Origin of the sequence: Brevundimonas sp., assembly GCF_027484365.1 — a bacterium.
In the GTDB taxonomy this organism is placed as follows: domain Bacteria; phylum Pseudomonadota; class Alphaproteobacteria; order Caulobacterales; family Caulobacteraceae; genus Brevundimonas.
In genome coordinates this window covers 1-17597 of sequence record NZ_JAIXTC010000025.1, presented here as the reverse complement: position 1 = coordinate 17597, position 17597 = coordinate 1, and the positions used below count along the sequence as shown (strand labels likewise).

Annotated in this window: 18 protein-coding genes and 2 tRNA genes; 14 read left to right on the top strand and 6 right to left on the bottom strand. The window is 68.4% G+C overall.

The annotated features are described in order from the left end of the window. The first annotated feature begins 30 nt into the window (after nucleotides 1–30). Entirely contained in the window at nucleotides 31–801 is a 771-nt protein-coding gene (locus tag Q0044_RS13425) for a chorismate mutase (protein ID WP_298162922.1), read from the top strand. 1 nt (nucleotide 802) lies between these two features. Here the strand turns inward: Q0044_RS13425 and Q0044_RS13420 are convergent, their stop codons facing one another. After that, nucleotides 803–1303, bottom strand: a complete 501-nt coding sequence (locus Q0044_RS13420; protein WP_298162920.1) for a cytochrome c — start codon at nucleotides 1301–1303, stop codon at nucleotides 803–805. 65 nt (nucleotides 1304–1368) lie between these two features. Next, on the bottom strand, nucleotides 1369–2223 hold the full coding sequence (gene panC, locus Q0044_RS13415; protein WP_298163050.1) for a pantoate--beta-alanine ligase: 855 nt from the start codon (nucleotides 2221–2223) through the stop codon (nucleotides 1369–1371). Between the two features lie 111 nt (nucleotides 2224–2334). Here panC and Q0044_RS13410 point away from each other — a divergent pair, with 111 nt between their 5' ends. From Q0044_RS13410 to Q0044_RS13375, 8 genes are all read left to right on the top strand, one after another. Beyond that, nucleotides 2335–2979: an SPOR domain-containing protein gene (locus Q0044_RS13410; protein ID WP_298162918.1), complete on the top strand. Its 645-nt coding sequence runs from the start codon at nucleotides 2335–2337 to the stop codon at nucleotides 2977–2979. 226 nt (nucleotides 2980–3205) lie between these two features. Continuing rightward, nucleotides 3206–4039 (top strand): division plane positioning ATPase MipZ, encoded by an 834-nt coding sequence (locus Q0044_RS13405; protein WP_298162917.1) that lies wholly within the window; start codon nucleotides 3206–3208, stop codon nucleotides 4037–4039. 13 nt (nucleotides 4040–4052) lie between these two features. Continuing rightward, nucleotides 4053–4472, top strand: a complete 420-nt coding sequence (locus tag Q0044_RS13400; protein WP_298162916.1) for a J domain-containing protein — start codon at nucleotides 4053–4055, stop codon at nucleotides 4470–4472. A 222-nt stretch (nucleotides 4473–4694) separates the two neighbouring features. Continuing rightward, the gene (locus tag Q0044_RS13395; protein ID WP_298162915.1) at nucleotides 4695–6287 is read left to right on the top strand and encodes a carboxyl transferase domain-containing protein; all 1593 of its coding nucleotides are present in this window, start codon (nucleotides 4695–4697) and stop codon (nucleotides 6285–6287) included. A 14-nt stretch (nucleotides 6288–6301) separates the two neighbouring features. Next, nucleotides 6302–7201, top strand: a complete 900-nt coding sequence (locus tag Q0044_RS13390; protein WP_298162914.1) for an enoyl-CoA hydratase-related protein — start codon at nucleotides 6302–6304, stop codon at nucleotides 7199–7201. A 229-nt stretch (nucleotides 7202–7430) separates the two neighbouring features. Further along, a complete protein-coding gene (locus tag Q0044_RS13385) occupies nucleotides 7431–9431 on the top strand; it encodes an acetyl/propionyl/methylcrotonyl-CoA carboxylase subunit alpha (RefSeq protein WP_298162913.1) in 2001 nt (666 codons plus the stop codon). A gap of 173 nt (nucleotides 9432–9604) precedes the next feature. After that, nucleotides 9605–10003: a DUF1489 family protein gene (locus tag Q0044_RS13380; protein ID WP_298163049.1), complete on the top strand. Its 399-nt coding sequence runs from the start codon at nucleotides 9605–9607 to the stop codon at nucleotides 10001–10003. A gap of 209 nt (nucleotides 10004–10212) precedes the next feature. Continuing rightward, nucleotides 10213–11562: an MATE family efflux transporter gene (locus tag Q0044_RS13375; protein ID WP_298162912.1), complete on the top strand. Its 1350-nt coding sequence runs from the start codon at nucleotides 10213–10215 to the stop codon at nucleotides 11560–11562. Between the two features lie 289 nt (nucleotides 11563–11851). Here Q0044_RS13375 and Q0044_RS13370 read toward each other — a convergent pair whose 3' ends face one another. After that, nucleotides 11852–12220, bottom strand: coding sequence for a bleomycin resistance protein (locus Q0044_RS13370; RefSeq protein WP_298162911.1), 369 nt, complete (start codon nucleotides 12218–12220; stop codon nucleotides 11852–11854). A gap of 84 nt (nucleotides 12221–12304) precedes the next feature. Between Q0044_RS13370 and metG the strand changes: the two genes are divergently transcribed. Together metG and Q0044_RS13360 are read left to right on the top strand one after the other, a co-directional pair. Beyond that, nucleotides 12305–14008, top strand: coding sequence for a methionine--tRNA ligase (metG, locus tag Q0044_RS13365; RefSeq protein ID WP_298162910.1), 1704 nt, complete (start codon nucleotides 12305–12307; stop codon nucleotides 14006–14008). Next, the gene (locus Q0044_RS13360) at nucleotides 14005–14718 is read left to right on the top strand and encodes a 2OG-Fe(II) oxygenase (protein ID WP_298162909.1); all 714 of its coding nucleotides are present in this window, start codon (nucleotides 14005–14007) and stop codon (nucleotides 14716–14718) included. The genes metG and Q0044_RS13360 overlap by 4 nt, the downstream gene beginning before the upstream one ends. Here Q0044_RS13360 and Q0044_RS13355 read toward each other — a convergent pair whose 3' ends face one another. From Q0044_RS13355 to rlmB, 3 genes are all read right to left on the bottom strand, one after another. Further along, a complete protein-coding gene (locus tag Q0044_RS13355; protein WP_298162908.1) occupies nucleotides 14719–15171 on the bottom strand; it encodes a hypothetical protein in 453 nt (150 codons plus the stop codon). It abuts the gene before it with no gap. Nucleotides 15172–15283: 112 nt separating this feature from the next. Then, on the bottom strand, nucleotides 15284–16090 hold the full coding sequence (locus tag Q0044_RS13350) for a TerC family protein (protein WP_298162907.1): 807 nt from the start codon (nucleotides 16088–16090) through the stop codon (nucleotides 15284–15286). 28 nt (nucleotides 16091–16118) lie between these two features. Next, on the bottom strand, nucleotides 16119–17033 hold the full coding sequence (gene rlmB / locus Q0044_RS13345) for a 23S rRNA (guanosine(2251)-2'-O)-methyltransferase RlmB (RefSeq protein ID WP_298162906.1): 915 nt from the start codon (nucleotides 17031–17033) through the stop codon (nucleotides 16119–16121). A 147-nt stretch (nucleotides 17034–17180) separates the two neighbouring features. On the opposite strand from rlmB, the gene Q0044_RS13340 reads away from it, so the two are divergent. The 3 genes from Q0044_RS13340 to Q0044_RS13330 all read left to right on the top strand — a co-directional run. Continuing rightward, nucleotides 17181–17264: transfer RNA gene (locus Q0044_RS13340), tRNA-Tyr, on the top strand. 88 nt (nucleotides 17265–17352) lie between these two features. Then, nucleotides 17353–17426 (top strand) — tRNA-Gly (locus Q0044_RS13335). Between the two features lie 52 nt (nucleotides 17427–17478). After that, a partial coding sequence (locus Q0044_RS13330) for a GTP-binding protein (protein ID WP_293345763.1) occupies nucleotides 17479–17597 on the top strand: 119 nt, incomplete at its 3' end.

Here is a 17597-nt window from a genome sequence, read left to right as displayed (position 1 = left end):
CGAAATGCATCCCGTGAAAGCCCAGAATCCATGCCCAGATCGAACCTCCAGCAAGTCTGGCCCGACATGAATCCCGAAGAGATGTCGCCCGAGCAGATGGCCCTGGCCGCCCTGCGTCACGAAATCGATCTCGTCGACGACGAGCTCCTCGCCCTGTTCCAGCGCCGGCTCGCCATCGCCGCCAAGGTCGGCCTGGCCAAGGACGCGCCTCACGGCCCCCACACCAAATTGCGTCCCGACCGCGAACAGACCGTGCTCAGCCGCGTCATGGCCCGGGCCGAGCCTGAAAACCTGCAGGCCGTCGAGGGTCTGTGGCGCGAGATCGTCGGCTGGGGGCTGGCGCGTCAGGGCCAGCTTCATGTCCAGGTCTGGGCCCCCACTGATCCCACCCGGGCCTTCGACGGTGCCCGGCGTCGGTTCGGGACAGCGGCCTCCATCCGCATGGTGCGCGATCCGCAGGGCGCTCTCGCCTTTGCCGCCGAGGGCAAGGGCGTGGCCGTGCTGGCCGTGAACACTGACGATTCCTGGTGGGTCGGACTGCGCCGTGACTGGTCGAGCCTGAGCGTATTCGACGGCTTCGGGTCCGCAGGCGGTCAGCCGACCTCCCTCGCCGTCGGCAAGATCGATCCGGCCGCCCTGCCGAAGGGGCGTCGCGTCGTGGTCTCGGCCGGTGGCGACGCCGGCGACGGCGGCGGCGCGCGTCGCTGGGGCCTGAACACCCACCACGGCTGGACCCTGGCCCTGACCGACGCCGAGTTGATCCCCGGCGACGCCGAGGGCTGCGTCGGGGCGATCGGCTAGGTCAGACGGCCGGAGGCGTCGTCGGCGCCGTACCCGGCGGCAGAGGGGGCGGCGCAGGCTGGCCCGGATCGCCGGGCATTGACTTGATGTAGCGATAGACGGCGCGCTTGTCGGCATCCGACATGGCGCGGACGCTTGGCCACGGCATGGGCGGCAGACTGCTGCCCGTGCTCAACAGTTGCACCCACTCGTCCTCGGAATGCCCGGCGACGGTCAGGCGCAGGTTCTTGCCGTAGCTCGTGCCCCACGGTCCGGTGTGGCCCTCGTTCGAGCCCTGCAGCCACTCGCTCTCGGGCGGCTGGGCCCCGCCGGTCACGGCGTACTGCGGCGTGTGGCAATCGTTGCAGCCGCCGATCAGGACGACATAGCGTCCGGCCTCGATGTCGCTCGCGGCGATCACCTGAGGCCCGGCGGAGCTGTCCGTCACCGTCACGCTGGCCTGCTGGCAACCCGACAGCAGGGCGGCGCCGACGCCTGCGACGGCGATGGTCGATCTGAACATTTCGAATTCCCCCGTTCTTTGACGAGGGAACATGCACCGGTGTTCGCGGTCAAGCCGTGGGCTGCTCAGACCGCCATGTTGTCGATGAGCCGGGTCTTTCCGAGCCAGGCGGCGGCCAGAATCCGCCCTGGCCCCTCGATCACGCCGTTCGGAAAGACAGCCAGGTCATCGGCCCGCCGCACGGCCACATAGTCGACCCGTTCGAACCCGGCCCTGAGCAGGTCGGAGTAGGCGTCGCGTTCCACGGCCGCCAACGGCCGCCGGTCCGCCGCCTTGATGGCCGCCTCGGCCAGCACACCGTTCAGCCTGCGGGCGATCTCCAGCTCCGCCTCGGCCAGGTAGGCGTTGCGCGACGACAGGGCCAGTCCATGCCGGTCCCGCTCGGTCGCCGAGCCAACGATCTCCGTCGGGATGTCCAGGTCCCGCGCCATGCGGCGCACCACCATGAGCTGCTGGTAGTCCTTCTCGCCGAACACGGCGACGTCGGCCTGGACCTGGTTCAGCAGCTTGGCGACCACCACCGCTACGCCGCCGAAGAAGTGCGGCCGGAAATCCGTCTCGAGGCCCTGGGACGGCCCACCCACGCTGACCGAGGTGACGAAGCCTTCAGGGTACATCTCATCGACGGTCGGGGCGAACAGAAGGTCGCAGCCGGCGCCGGCCAGCAGGCCTGCGTCCTCCGCTTCACGACGAGGATAGGTCCCCAGGTCCTCATGGGCGGCGAACTGGGTCGGGTTGACGAAGACGCTGGCCACGACCTTGTCCGCCCGCCGACCGGCCTCGCGCACCAGGGTCAAATGCCCTTCATGCAGCGCGCCCATGGTCGGCACGAAGCCCACGGCGAACCCTTGTCGACGCCACTCGCGGACGGTCGCACGCAACGCTTCGACGGTTCGCGCGATGGGAAGGGGAGGAGCGATCTCAGTCATGCTTACCGGGTTAACCGTTCGACTTAAGGCTGTTCGTGCACGGGGCGGAAAAACCTGCCGGGCTAGGGTCGGCTTATGACGCCCAGCAGAATGCTTCGTCCAGTGCTCCTTGGTCTCGCCGGTATCGCGACGTCGTCGTGCAGCCTGGTCGAGGGCGACCCGCACCGGTTCGAGTCCATGGCCCAGGCCGTGGCCGAGATCCCGCTCGACGGGGAGGCCCGCCCTGTCCGCACAGCCGCCGAGCAAGGCCTCCGCCCCGCGCTCGCCTCGACCGAAACGGTCGTGAATCCCGGTGCCCTTCGCGTCGAGGTCATGGACCCTCACGACCTGTGGGACGCCCGCGACGCCGGCCTGCGCGGCGCGGTCGAACGCGCGTCTCCCGCTCTCATTGAGGCCGCCGCCCCGGTGGTCGCCGAGGCCGTCGTGCAGCAGGTCTCCGACCGGATCCAGCCGCGTCGCGTTGAACGCAGCGAGGTCCGCGCGACGCCCGCTGCCGTGCCTCCGCCCCCGGCTTCACCCACGACCCTGCAACTCGGCGCCTTCTCGAGCCCGGCAGCCGCGCGCGCCGCCTGGACGCGGATCGCCTCAGCCGGCCGTGCCGTGGCCGAACTGTCTCCGACCTTCGAGCCGGTCGAGGTCGATGGCCGCCGCCTGACCCGTCTCAAGGTCATCGCCCCTGCCCACGCGGCCCGCGCCGTGTGCCGCGCCGCCGATGCCGCGCAGCTCGGATGTCTGCGGCGGGGCTGAGCCCTCCATCGCGCTCAAGCAGCGAGACGCTGCGCGTCGAGCGTTGGCGCCCAGATCCGCGCTCAAGCAGCGAGACGCCGCGCGTCGAGCGTTAGCGCCCCAAGAAGAAAGCCTCCACAGGCGTCGCTTAACCTTTCGTTGACGGAAGGGGCGGCTCCCCCGATTCTGGCGAACCATGAGGACCGGCGAGTGAGTCGGTCGTCGCCAGCTTTCGGATCATCGGATCATGACGCAGCCCCAGGTCATCGTCGTCGGCAATGAAAAGGGCGGGGCGGGCAAGTCCACCCTGGCCATCCACATCGTCTGCGGTCTGCTGCATGCCGGCCGGCGCGTCGCGGTCCTGGATCTGGATCTGCGTCAGCGGTCGATGTCGCACTTCTTCTCCCACCGCGCCGCCTGGACCGCCGCCAACGGCGTGACCCTGCCCATGCCGTTCGAGCCCGATCTCGGCGAGGGCAAGGCCCTGGCGAAGGCCGACGAGGCCGAACAGATCGCCCGCTTCGAGGCCGCCTTCGCCGAAGCCCAGGACGCAGACGTGATCCTGATCGACACCCCCGGCGGCGACACCGCCCTCTCGCGCGCGGCCCACGCCCGGGCCGACCAGATCGTCACCCCGATGAACGACAGTTTCGTCGATTTCGACATGCTGGGCACGGTCGATCCGGTGACCCTGGACCTGCTCAAACCCTCGACCTATTCCGAGAGCGTCTGGGAGGCCCGCAAGCATCGTGCGATCAAGGACGGTCGCCAGGCCGCCATCGACTGGGTGATCATCACCAACCGCCTGGCCGTCGCTGAGGCCCGCAACCGGCGGCGCCTGGAAGAGAAGATGCAGAAACTGGCCAAGCGGGTCGGCTTCCGCGTCGGTCCGGGCCTGCGCGACCGGGTCATCTACCGCGAGCTGTTCCCGTTCGGCCTGACGGTCGCCGACCTGTCCAACGAGGTGCGCCCCGTGGCCGTGTCCCTGGCCCACGTCGCCGCCCGTCAGGAGATGCGCAACCTGATGCAGTCTCTGGGTCTCGACGCCGTTGCCCTTCCGGCCCTGGACGCGGCGGCCTGACCCGGGTCTCGCCATGGGCCTGATCTGGCTGGTGCTGGTCGGCATCGGCGTCTGGGCCCTGGTCCGGCTGGGCCGTCAGACCGAAGGCCCCCGCCGTGGCCAGTGGCGCGTCGCCGCCACACTGATTTCCGCCGTCATGCTGGCCGGAGGGGCGCTCGCCCTGTCGAAGGGCGCATGGATCAGCGGCGGAGCCCTCGTCGGCGCGGCCCTGTGGCTGACCGTGGCGTCGCGCATCCGGTCCGTGCCGGGGAAGCGTGAGAGTCTCGGCGACGCCGAGGCCCGCTCCATCCTCGGCGTTTCCGCCGACGCCACCCCTGAAGCCATCAACGCCGCCTGGCGACGTTTGATGGGCCGCGCCCATCCCGATCAGGGCGGCACCGAGGGTCTTGCGGCGCGGTTGAATGCGGCAAGAGACCGGTTGCTGAGAAAATGACCCTCTCCCCCTGCGGGAGAGGGAGGCGGCGCACGAGAGCGCAGCGATCGTTCTTGCGCCGGCGGGTGAGGGGTCAAACCGACGCCCATCGGTCACTCAGCAAAACCCCTCACCCTTTCGGCTAAAGACGCATCGCTCCGCTCTGCGAGCCTCAAGCCCTCTCCCACAAGGGGAGAGGGTCCGCCTTTGCCTTCCGTCGCGACCGCTCGTAAACCTCGCCCCATGCCGAAGCTGTCCTCCGCCATCGACCCGCATTCGCCGAGCTTCAAGGCGCTGCACGCCCACAACACCGCCCTGAACGCGGACCTGCGCGAACGGGTCGCGAAGGCGGGGCGGGGAGGCTCCGACGCCAGCCGCGACCGGCACGTCTCGCGCGGCAAGCTCCTGCCCCGCGACCGGGTCGAACGCCTGCTCGATCCCGGCTCGCCCTTCCTCGAGATCGGCCAGCTCGCCGCCAACGGCATGTACAATGACGAGGCCCCCGGCGCGGGCATGATCTGTGGTGTCGGCCGCGTCTCGGGCCGCGAGGTCATGATCGTCGCCAACGATCCGACGGTGAAGGGCGGCGCCTATTTCCCGATGACGGTGAAGAAGCACCTGCGCGCCCAGGAGATCGCCGAGCAGAACAACCTGCCCTGCGTCTATCTGGTCGATTCCGGCGGGGCCAACCTGCCGCACCAGGCCGAGGTCTTCCCCGACCGCGACCATTTCGGCCGCATCTTCTTCAACCAGGCGCAGATGTCGGCCAAGGGCATCCCCCAGATCGCCTGCGTCATGGGCTCCTGCACTGCGGGCGGCGCCTATGTCCCGGCCATGTCGGACGAGACGGTCATCGTCCGCAACCAGGGCACCATCTTCCTGGCCGGTCCGCCCCTGGTGAAGGCCGCCACCGGCGAGGTCATCTCGGCCGAGGAGCTGGGCGGCGCCGAGACCCACGGCCGCCGCTCCGGCGTGGTCGACTATGTCGCCGAGACCGACGAACACGCGCTGGAAATCGTGCGCGACATCGTCGGCCATCTGAACAGCGTCAAGCGCGTGGACATGGATGTCCGCGAGCCGAAGGAGCCCGTCCTCGACCCGCAGGAGCTCTACGGCCTGATCCCCGACGACGTCCGCGCCCCCTATGACGTGCGCGAGGTCATCGGCCGCATCGTCGACGGCTCCGAATTCGAGGAGTTCAAGGCGCTGTACGGCACCACCCTGGTTTGCGGCTTCGCCCGGATCTGGGGCTATCCGGTCGCCATCCTGGCCAACAACGGCGTGCTGTTCTCCGAGAGTGCGCTGAAGGGCGCCCACTTCATCGAACTGGCCTGCAAGCGGAAGATCCCGCTGGTCTTCCTGCAGAACATCTCCGGCTTCATGGTCGGCGGAAAGTACGAGGCCGGCGGCATCGCCAAGGACGGCGCGAAACTGGTCACCGCCGTCGCCAGCGCCTCCGTGCCCAAGTTCACCATCCTGATCGGCGGCTCCTTCGGCGCCGGCAACTATGGTATGTGCGGCCGCGCCTTCGGCCCGCGCTTCCTGTTCACCTGGCCCAACTCCCGGATCAGCGTGATGGGCGGCGAACAGGCGGCCGCCGTGCTGGCCACCGTCCACCGCGACGCCGACAGCTGGACCCCGGAACAGGCCGAGGCCTTCAAGGCGCCGGTCCGCCAGAAGTACGAGGACGAGGGCAATCCCTACCACGCCACCGCGCGTTTGTGGGACGACGGCGTCATCGACCCGACCCAGACCCGCGACGTCCTCGGCCTGGCGATTTCCGCCAGTCTGAACGCGCCGATACCCGACACGACCTTTGGCGTGTTCAGGATGTGATTGAGGAGTCTTCCATGACCGACAAACCCGACGAATCCGACCTGAACGCCCTGGACATCACCGACGCCGAGGCCGCGGAGATCAATGCGATCGCCCAGCCCCTGGTGCCCGACCCCGCGCCCGACGCCAATGACGACCTGGTCCAGGTCGACGGCACCGCCGACGGCGTGGTGTTCGTCACCATCAACCGGCCGCACAGGAAGAACGCCTTCGACGCCGCCACCGTCGCCGCTCTACACGAGACGTTCGAGACCCTCGGCGGGGCCGACAATGTGCGGGTGGTCTTCATCCGCGGCGCGGGCGGCACCTTCAGCGCCGGCGGCGACCTGAACTGGATGCGCGACGCCATCGACTGGTCCGAGAGCGACAATCGCGACGACGCCATGATGCTGGCGAAGATGCTCAAGGCCCTGCACGACATCCCGGCCCTGACGGTCGCCCTGGTCGAGGGCGCGGCCATGGGCGGCGGCGCCGGCATCGTCTGCGCCTGCGACATGGCCGTGGCCGTGGAGGGATCGCGCTTCGCCTTCTCCGAGGTCAAGCTGGGCCTGATCCCCGGCACCATCGCCCCCTATGTGATCGAGGCCGTCGGCGCCCGCCGCGCCAGACAGCTGTTCCTGACGGCCAACATCTTCGACGCGGACTATGCGGCCCACGCCGGGATCATCGACATGGTCCTGCCCGAGGGCTCGATCGACGAGTTCGTCTCCATGCTGACCGACAGCCTGAGCCAGAACGCCCCCGGTGCCATGGGCGAGGCCAAGCGGCTGGTCCGCGACGTCGCCGGCCGTCACATCGACCACGGCCTGATGGAGGAGACCGCCAAACGCATCGCCCGCGCCCGCGTCTCGCCCGAGGGCCAGGAGGGCGTCCGCGCCTTCCTCGAAAAGCGCCCGGCCCGCTGGGCGGAGTAGGGATTCACGTCTCCTCCCTGTTCGCCGCTTGGCGAATGGGGAGGTGGATGCGAGCTCTTCGCGAGCAGACGGAGGGGGCGACCCGGTCTCGACGGGCGAGCACCATCAGCCCTCGACCCACACATCGCGTCGCCCCCTCCGTCACGGCGCTGAAGAAGCGCCGCGCCACCTCCCCATCGCTGCGCGACGGGGAGGAGACAACCGCTCCGGGCCGCTCTAAACCGGGTCCATGTTCAAGTCCGTCCTGGTCGCCAATCGCGGCGAGATCGCCTGTCGCGTTTTCCGCACCGCCAAGCGGATGGGGATCCGCACCGTCGCCGTCTATTCCGAGGCGGACGCCGACGCCTTGCACGTGCGCGAGGCCGACGAAGCCGTCCTGATCGGCCCGGCGGCGGCCCGGGAGTCCTATCTGGTCGCCGACAAGGTCCTGGCCGCCGCCCGGTCCACGGGCGCCGAGGCCATCCATCCCGGCTACGGCTTCCTGTCGGAGAACGCCGAGTTCGCCGAGGCCGTCATGGCCGCCGGGATTGTCTGGATCGGCGCTCCGCCGGCCTCGATCCGCGCCATGGGCCTCAAGGACGCGGCCAAGACCCTGATGGTCGAGGCCGGCGTGCCCGTCACCCCCGGCTATATGGGCGAGGACCAGTCGCCCGACCGGCTGAAATCCGAGGCCGACGCCATCGGCTATCCGGTCCTGATCAAGGCGGTCGCGGGCGGCGGCGGCAAGGGCATGCGGCGCGTCGATGCGAGCGAGGCCTTCCTCGACGGCCTGGCCTCCTGTCAGCGCGAGGCCGCCTCCAGCTTCGGCGACGACCGGGTCCTGATCGAGAAATACATCCTGTCGCCGCGCCACATCGAGGTTCAGGTCTTCGGCGACAGCCACGGCGAGGTGGTCCACCTGTACGAGCGCGACTGCTCCCTCCAGCGCCGCCACCAGAAGGTCATCGAGGAGGCCCCGGCCCCCGGTATGGACGCGGCGACGCGCGAGGCCGTCACCTCGGCGGCCGTGAAGGCGGCCAAGGCCGTGAACTACATCGGCGCCGGCACCATCGAGTTCATCGCCGACGCCTCCGACGGGCTCAAGGCCGACCGCATCTGGTTCATGGAGATGAACACCCGGCTCCAGGTCGAACACCCGGTCACGGAGAGCATCACCGGCGTCGACCTCGTCGAATGGCAATTCCGTGCCGCCGCCGGCGAGCCCGTCCCGCTGAAACAGGTCGACATCCCGATGAACGGCTGGGCCATGGAGGCTCGCCTCTATGCCGAAGACCCGGCCAACGGCTTCCTGCCCTCGATCGGCAAGCTCGACCATTTCGTCCTGCCCGACGACATCCGCATCGACACCGGCGTCGAACAGGGCGGCGAGGTCAGTCAGTTCTATGACCCCATGATCGCCAAGCTGATCGTGCATGAGGATACGCGTGAGGCGGCGGCGGCGGGGCTGGCGGAGGCGTGCGGCGCGGTCGAGGTGTGGCCGGTCCGGACCAATGCCGGGTTCCTCGTGCGGTGCCTGGAGCATCCGCGGTTCGTGGCGGGGGATGTGGATACGGGGTTCATCGCGGCGGAGGAGGAACACCTCGTGGCCGCCGAGGATGGTGAGCGCGACTTGGCAGCCATCGCTCTCTTCGCTCAGCACACTTACGAGCCCGAAGGTCAGCTTCATGGGAACGACTTCTTTGGTGCCTTCAACCCGCTCAGTGGAGCCTTGGGCTTCCGGCTCAATGGCGGTCCCAAGTCAGTCTTTGTGGCATCGGTGAACGGCCGCAAGGTTGTGATGAATGCGGTCTCCGCCCAGTCCAGTGACTCGACCTGGATAATCGGTGACGGAGCCGACCAGCGCGCCGTCCGCTACGACTATGGCGATTGGGGCCATGGCGCTGTCTGGGTGGGCGACAAACGATTTGGGCAGAACAAGATTGGCGGTGACCTGGTGTTGTTTGCCGGCGGCGACGCTCTGCTTGTGGCCAAGCCCTCGTATGCTTCCGGATCGGGCGGCACCGCCTCGGACGGCTCCCTCCGCGCCCCCATGCCCGGCAAGATCGTCGCCACCCCCGCCAAGGCCGGCGACACGGTGACCAGGGGCCAGCCGGTCATCGTCCTGGAAGCCATGAAGATGGAGCACGCCCTGACCGCCCCCTTCGACGGCGTGGTCGGCGAGATCGGCTACGCGGTCGGGGATCAGGTGACGGCGGACGCGGTTCTGGCCCGGGTTACGGAACAGTCTTGATCCCGCTCATCCCCGCGACCCGCAGGGCGGCGTGAAACAGCCAAAGCGGGGACCCAGTTCTTTTGTGAGGCACAGGCGTCGGGGATCAACGGCAGGGCCCAATTGGTGAGACATCTCGCCCAAAACACTGGGTCCCCGCTTTCGCGGGGATGAGCGGAGAGTATATGGGCGACATGCCTCTCCACATGATCAAGCTCTGCGTCGGCGTTTCAGAGGTCGAGACGCTGGAGCGTCGCGCCGCGAAGAATGAATGGCTGATCGTCCACACCCGGATGACGCCCAAGCGCGCCGCCGAGATCGAGGACGGCGGCTCCCTCTACTGGGTCATCAAGGGTTCGGTCGCCTGCCGCATGCCGATCACCGACATCACGACCGAAGGCGAGGGCAAGACGTCCCGGTGCCGGATCACCCTCGCGCCCCGGGTCATCCGCACGGCGCCCCTGGCCCGCCGCCCCTTCCAGGGTTGGCGTTACTTCGACCCCAAGGACGCGCCCGCCGACCTGTCCTCCCTCGACGCCGGCGACATGCCCGAGGACCTTGCGAAACAGCTGCGCGAGATGGGGGCGTGGTGAAGAACGCCTTCTCCCCTTGCGGGAGAAGGTGGCCGAGCGAAGCGAGGTCGGATGAGGGGTCACGCTGACGTTTGAAGTCAGCTTTGCCCGCCCTTACTCCAGCCTCCGGTACGACCCCTCATCCGTCAGCCTTTGGCTGCCACCTTCTCCCGCAAGGGGAGAAGGATCGGGTTGACCCCACCGTCGGACCGTGGTCTGCGCCGCCTCCCATGACCTTCCTCTCCCCCGCCACCCGCGCCGCGACCCGCGAGCTCCTGACCCTGGCCTGGCCGGTGGTGCTGGCGCGCATCGGCATCATGACCATGGGGCTGACCGACGCGATCGTGGTCGGCAATTACGCCTCGCGGGAACTGGCCTTCCATTCCCTCGCCTGGGCGCCTCATTCGATCATCGTCGTCACGGCGGTCGGCCTGCTGTTCGGCGTCCAGGTCATGACGGCCCGGGTGCTGGGCGAGGGACGCCGCGCCGAGGTCGGGGCGGTGCTGCGGCGCGGTTTTGTCTATGCGCTCCAGCTCGGCGTCGCCGCCTGTATCGCCCTGATTTTCTTCGGCCCCTGGCTCCTGCGCCAGATCCATCTCGAAGCCGGTCTGGCCGAGGGCGCGGGTCCGGCCCTGATCGTCCTCGCTCTGTCCATGCCCGCCTACCTCGTCTCGGTCGCGGCCCAGTTCTTCCTCGAGGCCCTAGGCAAGCCGAAGCCCGGTATGGTCGCCATGTGGGTCGCCAACGGGGTCAATCTCGCGCTCAATCTGCTGCTCGTCCCCGACATGCTCGGTCTCGGAATCCATGGCGCAGAGGCGTCCTGCTGGGCCACCTTCGCGGCGCGCGCGGCCCTGGCGATCTTCCTCGTCGTCTACATCGTCCGCCTGCCGGAGGCGCGGGCCCTGGGCGTCTTCACCCGACCCCGTCCCGATCCGGTCGCCGCTGCCGAACAGCGCCGCATCGGCTATGGCGGAGGCTCCTCCTATTTCATCGAGGTCGCGGCCTTCGCGGCCATGACCTTCATCGCGGGTCAGCTGGGCGCCAACGAGACAGCGGCCTGGGCGGTGGTGCTGAACGTCTCGGCGATCGTGTTCATGGTCCCCATGGGCCTGTCGTCGGCGACGGCCGTGCTGGTCGGTCGCGCCTATGGGGCAGGGGACAGTAAGGGGGCGTTGCGGGCCGGACTGGTCGGGATCGGGGTCGTCACCGGCCTGACCCTGGTCGTCGCCCTACTGGTCTGGCCCGGCGCGCATCTGCTGGTCGGCGCCTATAACCGGGATCCCCTGCTGCTGGCCATCGCCGCGCCCGCCCTGGTCCTGGCCACCCTGTTCTTCGTGGCGGACGGCATCCAGGTCGTCGCCGCCCAGGCCAACCGCGCGGCCGGCGACGTCTGGTGGCCGACCATCATCCACTTCGCCGCCTATGGCGGGGTCATGATGCCGCTCGGCTGGGTGCTCGCGCACCGGATCGGCGTCGACGGCCTCGTCTGGGCCGTCATCATCGCCAGCCTCGTTTCGTCCACCCTGCTGACCGGCCGGTTCGTCAGGATCGCGAAGCGGCTTCAGTCCGTCGAGGCCTGATCCCGCGTCTTGTCAGGGCAACGGCCGTTACCTCCGGGCCGGACTTCGGTGGTCACGATCATGACCGAGGCGACCGCGAACATCACGGCCGCCATGCTCGCCGAGTCCGCGGATCCGGACCAGACGGTGAAAAAGAGCGCTCCAAGGCCGGCGAAACACCCGGCGAGAGTCCAGCCCAGACCACGCGGCATCGTCTTGCTCCATATCGACGCGCCTTGATGGCGCTTACCCTCATGTAAAGCATCCTGTACATTAGAGGGGGACGATGTGTAAAGTGTCCTAGACACTGTCAGCGCCGGGTGAAGCAGAGCCTGTTGCCGTCGGGGTCGTCGACACAGAACTCCCGCGTGCCCCAGGTCTGATCCGTCGGGCCCTGATGGATCGGCGAGTCCAGCTTGTGTGACCCGTCCAGCCCCCGTGCCTTGAACCGCGCGAACAGTTCGTCCACCTCGTCGACCAGCACCGTGATCGACTGGCCATAGGCTCCGTCGCCGCCATGACTGGACAGGTGCAATTCGTCGCCGTTCCGGGTCAGGATCGAGAAGCCAGGGTCTGCCGGTTCCGGCCACACGCCGACCAGCCGGAAGTCCAGCACCTCGGTGTAGAAGGCGATCGACCGCAGGATCGCGCTGGACCGTACGACGGGGATGATGGGCATGGCAGGCCTCCATCTGGAGCGGCGGGGTGACGCCGCGACCTCGCCACTCTATATCCGTCCGCTCCCCAGAACGACCGGAACCCCATGGCCCGCATCCTGATCACCTCGGCGCTGCCGTACATCAACGGCATCAAGCATCTGGGGAATCTTGCGGGGTCCATGCTGCCGGCCGATGTCTTCGCGCGCTTCAAGCGGGCCCAGGGCCACGAGACCCTCTATATCTGCGCCACCGATGAGCACGGCACCCCGGCCGAGCTGGCCGCCGCCGCCGCCGGTCAGGACGTCCAGACCTATTGCGACGAACAGCATGAGATCCAGAAGGCGGCGGGCGCCGCCTTCGGGCTCAGCTACGACTGGTTCGGCCGCTCCTCGCGCGAACCCAACCGTCGCCTGACCCAGCATTTTGCCGAAGTCCTCGAAGAGAACGGCCTGATCGAGGAACGGGTCGACCGGATGATCTACTCGATCGACGACGCCCGCTTCCTGCCCGACCGCTATGTCGAGGGGACCTGCCCCCATTGCGGTCACGTCGGCGCGCGCGGCGACCAGTGCGACAACTGCGGCCGTCTGCTCGATCCGACCGACCTGATCGCCCCCTATTCCTCGGTCTCGGGCTCGACCAATCTCGAGGTCCGCGACACCCGCCACCTCTATCTGCTGCAGACGAAGATCGAGGGCCGCATCCGCGACTGGATCGAATCGAAGAGCGACTGGCAGACCCTGGCCCGCTCGATCGCGCTCAAACATCTGGACGAAGGGCTGATCGACCGGGGCATCACCCGCGACCTCAAGTGGGGCGTGCCGGTGGTCGATCCCGACGGCGGGCCGCGCCCGGGCATGGAGGGCAAGGTCTTCTACGTCTGGTTCGACGCCCCCATCGAATACATCGGCGCGACCGAGGAATGGGCGGAGGCCAACGGCACGACCTGGCGAGACTGGTGGCGCACGGACGAGGGCGCAGACGACGTCCGCTACGTCCAGTTCATGGGCAAGGACAATGTCGCCTTCCACACCGTCAGCTTCCCCGCGACCATCCTCGGCTCGGGCGAGCCGTGGAAGACGGTCGACACCCTGAAAGCCTTCAACTGGCTGAACTGGTACGGCGGCAAGTTCTCGACCTCCCAGAAGCGCGGCGTCTTCATGGATCAGGCGCTGGAAATCCTGCCCGCCGACTACTGGCGCTGGCATCTGACCGCCTATGGGCCGGAAGGGTCGGACGCGGCCTTCACCTGGGAGCAATTCCAGTCGACGACCAACAAGGATCTGGCCGACGTGCTGGGGAATTTCGTCAACCGGATCGTCAAGTTCGCGGAATCGAAGTTCGACGGCGTCGTCCCCGAGGGCGGTGAACCCGGCCCGCTGGAAGAGAAGCTTGAGGCCGACGTCCGCGCCGGCATCGCCGAGGCCACCGAGGCCTTCGAGGCCATGGAGTTCCGCAAGGCCTGCCAGGCCCTGCGCGCCGTCTGGGTGCTCGGCAACGAATACCTTCAGGAAGCCGCGCCCTGGACCGCCTTCAAGACCGATGTCGACCGTGCCGCCGTCGGCGTCCGGACCGGCCTGAACCTCGTCGCCCTGTTCGCGCGCATCGCGGCGCCCGTCATGCCCGCCTCGGCCGAGAAGATCGCCGCTGCCGTGGGCGAGGCCGACCTCGCCTGGCCCGCCGTCGACGCGCCTCTGCTGGACCAGCTGCCGCGCGGTCAGACCGTCGCCGCCGCCGAGGTGCTGTTCAGGAAGATCGAGGACGTCCAGGTCGCCGAGTGGAGCGAGCGGTTCGGAGGGGCCCAGTGACGCCCGCGCTGGCGGATCATTCGCCGGCGACCCTCCGGGCGGTGCGTTCGCGCCTCGCCGCTACCGGCCGCGCCCAGCTGCACGATCTTCTGGCCGTCCCCTACGCCGAACACCTGAGGGTCGAGGCCGAAACGCCCGACTTCAACGTCGTCACCCGCCGCACGACCGGCCATGTCGACCTGTCGGCCGCCTGGCTGCACTCGCTGGAGCCGCATCAGCGACAGGCGCTCGGACAGGCGGTCCAGGCCGCCGCCACGGACGACTTCCAGTATCTGTTCGACAACCACCCCATCTACGACATGGTCGAGGCCGGGACCGCCGAGCCGGTCTGGGCCGATCTGGTCGCCTTCCTGAACGGCGAGGCCTTCCTGGGCCTGATGCGGGAGGCGACCGGTGAGCCCCGGATCGCCCTCGCCGACGCCCAGCTGACCCGCTTCCGCAAGGGCCATTTCCTGACCGACCACGACGACACGGCCGACGGCAAGAACCGGCTCTATGCCTATGTCCTGGGCCTGACGCCCGGCTGGCGCATCGACTGGGGCGGCCTGCTGGCCTTCCACGACGCCGAGGGCAATGTCGGCGAGGCCTTCACCCCGCGCTTCAACACCCTGAACCTGCTCAAGGTCCCCGCGCCCCATTCGGTGACCCAGGTCGCCCTCTCCGCCGGTGCCGACCGCGTGTCGGTCACCGGCTGGCTGCGCGCCGTCTGACTATTCGAACAGGCGCATCGGCGCGCCGTGCTCGTCCGGCCAGGCCAGATAGGCCACGTCGGTCGGACCGACGACGAAGGTCACCACCCGCCACGTCCCTGCGCTCCGGCGCAGCAGGGCGAAGGTCCCGGGACCGTCGAAGACGCCGTTCTCGAGTGCGCTGGCGTAACGGGTCTTGCTGAAGTCGATCGGCCGGCCGTTCGGCTGCTGGACCGAACCCGCATAGAAGGCCCAGTCGCCCTGGACCCGCAGCCTGTCGACCATGAACTGGACCGGTTGGCCGCCGAGGTCGCGCTGGATCGCCGGCCGCAGGGCGTCGAGGATCGGACGGCGCAGGGGATCGCCGACGGGGACGTTGCGCGGCCCGGCCTGGACGGCTGCAGGCGGCGTGGCCGAGGCCGAACCCGCCGACAGGGGGGCGCCGATCAGGGCGAGGACGAGAAGAAGGCTCATGCGGGTTCCTCCGCGCGGCGACGCGGACCCGTGTCCGACCTGACCGCGCCCTGAGACCCTAGCTTGGCCCCGACGCGACCGAAAGCCGGATCGTGCGCCCGGTCAGGTCGGATCAGGGCTTGGCGATCGCCTGCTGGGCCAGGCAGACCGTCAGCTTCTCGCCCACCTCGGGCCGGCAGGACTTCTGCACCTCATAGGCGGTGATATCGAGGAAGGCCGGGGCCGAGGCGTTGTGCTGTTCGACCGCAAGGGCGCGAACCACGGTGGAGCGGTAGCCGTCCCAGATCATGTGCACCGCGACATAGAGGACGATGACCAGGCCGACATAGCCGATCCAGCGGTATTTGCTCAGCAGCTTGGCGATATAGGTGGCCGCGACGCCCATCAGGCCGATCGACAGAACCAGGCCGAACACCATGATCCACGGGTGGTCATGGGCCGCGCCGGCCACGGCCAGCACATTGTCCAGCGACATGGTCACGTCGGCGATCAGGATCTGCACCAGGGCCGCGCCGAAGGTCTTGCGCTTCAGCCCCATTTCCTCGGGCGAGGGGCCCTTGCCGTGCTCGATAGCGATGGCCAGCTCGAGCTCGGCCTGGGCCTCGGCCTGGTCGTGGGTCGCGGCCTCCTGCAGCTCGCGCCACATCTTCCAGCACACCCACAGCAGCAGCACCCCGCCCGCGATCAGCAGGCCGATGATGGCCAGAAGCTGGACCGTGACCAGGGCGAAGACGATCCGCAGCACCACGGCGGCGGCCAGACCGATCAGGATGGCCTTGCGACGCAGCTCCTGCGGCAGGGCGGCGGCGGCCAGACCCACGGCCACGGCATTGTCGCCGGCCAGGACCAGATCGATGGCGAGCACCTTGCCCAGGGCGGACAGCTGGCTGGCGAGTTCGGGGGAGCTGAGGAATTCCATGGGGCGCTGTTAGGGCAGGCGGTCGGGGTTAATCAAGCGGCCGTTGCTTCCGTGTGGCCTCATACAGGGCGACGGCCGCCGCATTGGACACGTTCAGACTCTCGAATCCGCCCGGCATCGGAATTTTGGCCAGAACGTCACAGTGTTCGGCCACCAACCGACGGATGCCGTCGCCCTCGGATCCCATGACCAGAACGGTCGGCCGGTGATCCAGCGCGTTCTCAAGCAATTCGTCCGACGACCCGTCCAGCCCGACCGCGCGCCAGCCCAGGTCGGCGAGCCGCTCCAGCGCCCGGGACAGATTCGTCACCCGCGCGCAGGGCAGGCGTTCGGTCGCCCCGGCCGAGGCCTTGGCCAGCGCCCCGGCCAGCACCGGCGAATGCCTGTCCTGCACGATGATTCCCTTGGCCCCGAAGGCGAGGGCCGAGCGGAAGATGGCGCCGACGTTCTGGGGATCGGTCAGCTGGTCCAGCATGACGATGAGTCCCTCGGCCGGGTCGGCGAAGTCCTCCAGCGCCACCCCTTCCAGCGGCTGGACCTTGAAGGCCAGGCCCTGATGCACCGCGCCGGCGGGCAGCATCCGCTCCAGAGCCAGCGATTCGATCACCTCGACCCTGTGGCCGTTGGGGATGCCCTCGCGCTCCAGCTCCGCGGCGCGGTCGGCGGTGGCCAGCAGACGGCCCATCCCCTTCCGCGCCGGGTTTTCCAGCGCGGCGAGGACAGGATGGCGGCCCCAGACGAATCCGTCGGCGTCCACCTTGCCCCGACCGGCCCGCGGCGCGGCCGTGCTGAAGCTCTTGGCCGGCGGATTGGGGTTCCAGCCGCCCCGGTCGGGACCGCCCTTCGGGGCGTCGAAAGCCCCGCCCTTGCGGGTTCGATCGTCGGTTTTGCCGGGCGCTTTTTTGCCCGATTTCCGGTCGTTGCGTTCTGGATTTCTCGACACTATAAGACGCCCTCCGATTTGGAGCCCTAGGGCTTTCGGGTCTGGCGCTCCCTCTATCTCAGGCGTGTCCCGACCTTGAAGCCTTTTGTTCCGACACCGGTCGAAAGATCGGTCAGGGACGGTTCGGACGGATCGACAAGGCGCGTTGGGGGAATGTCCCGAGCGGCAAAGGGGGGGGACTGTAAATCCCCTGCGTAAGCTTCGCAGGTTCGAGTCCTGCTTCCCCCACCACGCGCCTTCGATACGGACGACAGGGTTTTCGAAGAGGATCAGCTGCGGAAGTTTCTTTGTGAAAACAAAGGGCTGCCGTGGTTTCCGTGCGGGTATAGTATAATGGTAATACAGCAGCCTTCCAAGCTGAATATGTCGGTTCGATTCCGTCTACCCGCTCCAGGTTTTTGATAGCACCCAGCGCCCCTCAACCCGGGCCATCAGGAGTTTGGCCATGGCCAAGGAAAAGTTCGAACGTAACAAGCCGCACTGCAACATCGGCACGATCGGTCACGTGGACCACGGCAAGACGACGCTGACGGCGGCGATCACGATGACCCTGGCCAAGGCCGG

Coding starts and splice junctions, on each gene's coding strand:
- Q0044_RS13425 (WP_298162922.1), top strand. CDS start 31: ATGCCCAGATCGAACCTCCAGCAAGTCTGGCCCGACATGAATCCCGAA.
- Q0044_RS13420 (WP_298162920.1), bottom strand. CDS start 1,303: ATGTTCAGATCGACCATCGCCGTCGCAGGCGTCGGCGCCGCCCTGCTG.
- Q0044_RS13405 (WP_298162917.1), top strand. CDS start 3,206: ATGACGCAGCCCCAGGTCATCGTCGTCGGCAATGAAAAGGGCGGGGCG.
- Q0044_RS13400 (WP_298162916.1), top strand. CDS start 4,053: ATGGGCCTGATCTGGCTGGTGCTGGTCGGCATCGGCGTCTGGGCCCTG.
- Q0044_RS13395 (WP_298162915.1), top strand. CDS start 4,695: ATGCCGAAGCTGTCCTCCGCCATCGACCCGCATTCGCCGAGCTTCAAG.
- Q0044_RS13390 (WP_298162914.1), top strand. CDS start 6,302: ATGACCGACAAACCCGACGAATCCGACCTGAACGCCCTGGACATCACC.
- Q0044_RS13385 (WP_298162913.1), top strand. CDS start 7,431: ATGTTCAAGTCCGTCCTGGTCGCCAATCGCGGCGAGATCGCCTGTCGC.
- Q0044_RS13380 (WP_298163049.1), top strand. CDS start 9,605: ATGCCTCTCCACATGATCAAGCTCTGCGTCGGCGTTTCAGAGGTCGAG.
- Q0044_RS13375 (WP_298162912.1), top strand. CDS start 10,213: ATGACCTTCCTCTCCCCCGCCACCCGCGCCGCGACCCGCGAGCTCCTG.
- Q0044_RS13370 (WP_298162911.1), bottom strand. CDS start 12,220: ATGCCCATCATCCCCGTCGTACGGTCCAGCGCGATCCTGCGGTCGATC.
- metG (WP_298162910.1), top strand. CDS start 12,305: ATGGCCCGCATCCTGATCACCTCGGCGCTGCCGTACATCAACGGCATC.
- Q0044_RS13355 (WP_298162908.1), bottom strand. CDS start 15,171: ATGAGCCTTCTTCTCGTCCTCGCCCTGATCGGCGCCCCCCTGTCGGCG.
- Q0044_RS13350 (WP_298162907.1), bottom strand. CDS start 16,090: ATGGAATTCCTCAGCTCCCCCGAACTCGCCAGCCAGCTGTCCGCCCTG.